This is a genomic window from Pseudomonas caricapapayae, from assembly GCF_001400735.1.
GTDB classification, from domain to species: Bacteria; Pseudomonadota; Gammaproteobacteria; order Pseudomonadales; family Pseudomonadaceae; genus Aquipseudomonas; species Aquipseudomonas caricapapayae.
Map to the genome: position 1 here is coordinate 1 of NZ_LJPW01000088.1, position 2,073 is coordinate 2,073.

General features: G+C 58.3%; 1 protein-coding gene. It reads right to left on the bottom strand.

All coding sequences use genetic code 11. The features are described from left to right. Window positions 1-52: 52 nt before the first annotated feature. The coding region (locus ALO80_RS13140) for an efflux RND transporter permease subunit (RefSeq protein ID WP_055009331.1) at window positions 53-2,073 on the bottom strand (2,021 nt) is incomplete at its 5' end.

A 2,073-nucleotide genomic window follows, 5' to 3' on the forward strand; every position in this document is an offset into this window, starting at 1 on the left:
TTGAGGCGTAAGTCATCGTTAAAAGGATACCGGGTTACAGGCCGCCCCAACCTCAATGCGAAAACAACGAATTCCCCACCTTCCCCGCCATCTTCTCTGGCTTGATCAGGAACCGCGCCAGCGCGGGCAGCAGCCACAGTGCTCCGAACATGTTCCACAGCAGCATGAAGGTCAGCATCAGGCCCATGTCGGCCTGGAACTTGATCGCCGAGAAGATCCAGGTGCACACACCGATTGCCAGGCACAGGCCGGTGAACAGTACGGCTTTGCCGGTGGATTTCAGCGTTTCGTAATAAGCCTGCTGTAACGGCAGGCCAGCGCGCAGGAAGCTTTCCAGGCGGCTGTAGATGTAGATGCCGTAATCGACACCGATGCCCACTCCCAACGCCACCACCGGCAAGGTCGCGACCTTGACGCCAATGCCCATGAACGCCATCAGTGCGTTGCCCAGTACCGAGGTCAGTACCAGCGGCAGGACAATGCACAGGGTGGCTGCCCATGAGCGGAAGGTGATCATGCACATGACCGCCACGCAGATGTACACCAGCACCAGAATCACCAGCTCGGACTGTTTGATGACTTCGTTGGTCGCCGCCTCGATCCCGGCGTTGCCGGCAGCCAGCAGAAACTGCAAGTCCGGCGTGTCGTTGTCTTTGGCGAAGTCCTGAACGGCGTGCACCGCGCGGTCGAGGGTTTCGGCTTTGTGGTCATTGAGGAATACCAGCAGCGGTGCCAGCGAGCAATCGGTGTTGTACAGGCCGTCGGCGCGGGCGATGGAGTTGTTCAGCACGTCCTTGTTGCGCGACAGGCTTTCCCATTTCAGATTGCCCTCGTTCATGCCTTTGATGACCTGTCTGGAAACGGTCACCAGCGAAATGGCCGACTGCACACCCTGGGTGTTCTCCATCTTCCACGCCAGTTCGTTGATCGCCGAGAGGGTCGAATACGCCGAACAGCCCTCGGGCGGTGTCTTGACCATGACCACCAGCACGTCGGAACTGGTCGAGTAATGATTGATGATGAACGCGTTGTCCTTGTTGTAGCGCGAGTCCGGACGCAGCTCGGGGGCTCCTTGGTCCAGATCGCCGATCTTCAGGTTCTGGCTGTACCAGAGCCCGCCACCGAAGGCCAGTAATGCCAATACGATCGATACCGGCGCGACTTTTGCGCTGGCAAAGTTCGACAGCAGTCGCCAGAAAGGATGCTCGCAGACCGCATCCTGTTTGCTGCGGTTCACCGCCCGTTTACTGATGCCTGCGTAGGAAATCGCCACCGGCAACAGAATCAGGTTGGTGAACACGATCACCGCAACGCCGATGGACGCACCGATGGCCAGTTCGCGGATTACCCCGATGTCGATGATCAGCAGCGTGATAAACCCCACTGCATCGGCCAGAATCGCGATCATGCCGGGCAGGAACAGCTGGCGAAACGTGCGACGTGCAGCGGTCAGGGCATTGTCAGCCTCACTGGACTGCAGGGCGATACCGTTGATCTTCTGTACGCCGTGAGAAATACCGATCGCGAAGATCAGGAACGGCACCAGCATGGAATACGGATCGATGCCGAAGCCGACGACATGCATCAGCCCCAGTTGCCAGATCACTGCGATGAGTGTGGTGCTGAGTACGGCGATGGTGCTGCGAATGCATCGGGTGAACCAGATCAGCAATACCAGCGTGATCAGAAAGGCAATGCCAAAGAACATGACTACCATGAACAGGCCATCGATCAGGTCGCCGACTTTTTTGGCGAAACCGACGATGTGAATCTTGATGTTCGGGTTCTGCGCCTGGTACTTGTCGCGAATCTTCTCTTCAAGCTGATGGGAGAATTGCTGGTAGTCCAGGGCCAGCAACCTGCCCTGGTCTGCCGGGTCCGGGTAGGACTCCTGCAGCGGCACATCGATGATGCTCGACCTGAAATCGTTGGCGACCAGTCTCCCGACCTGTCCGGATTTGAGCACGTTGTTGCGCAACTGATCCAGGCTGGCGTCCGAGCCGTCGTAACTCTGCGGTATCACCTCGCCTCCGGCAAAGCCCTCTTCCGTCACTTCGGTCCAGCGTACGCTGG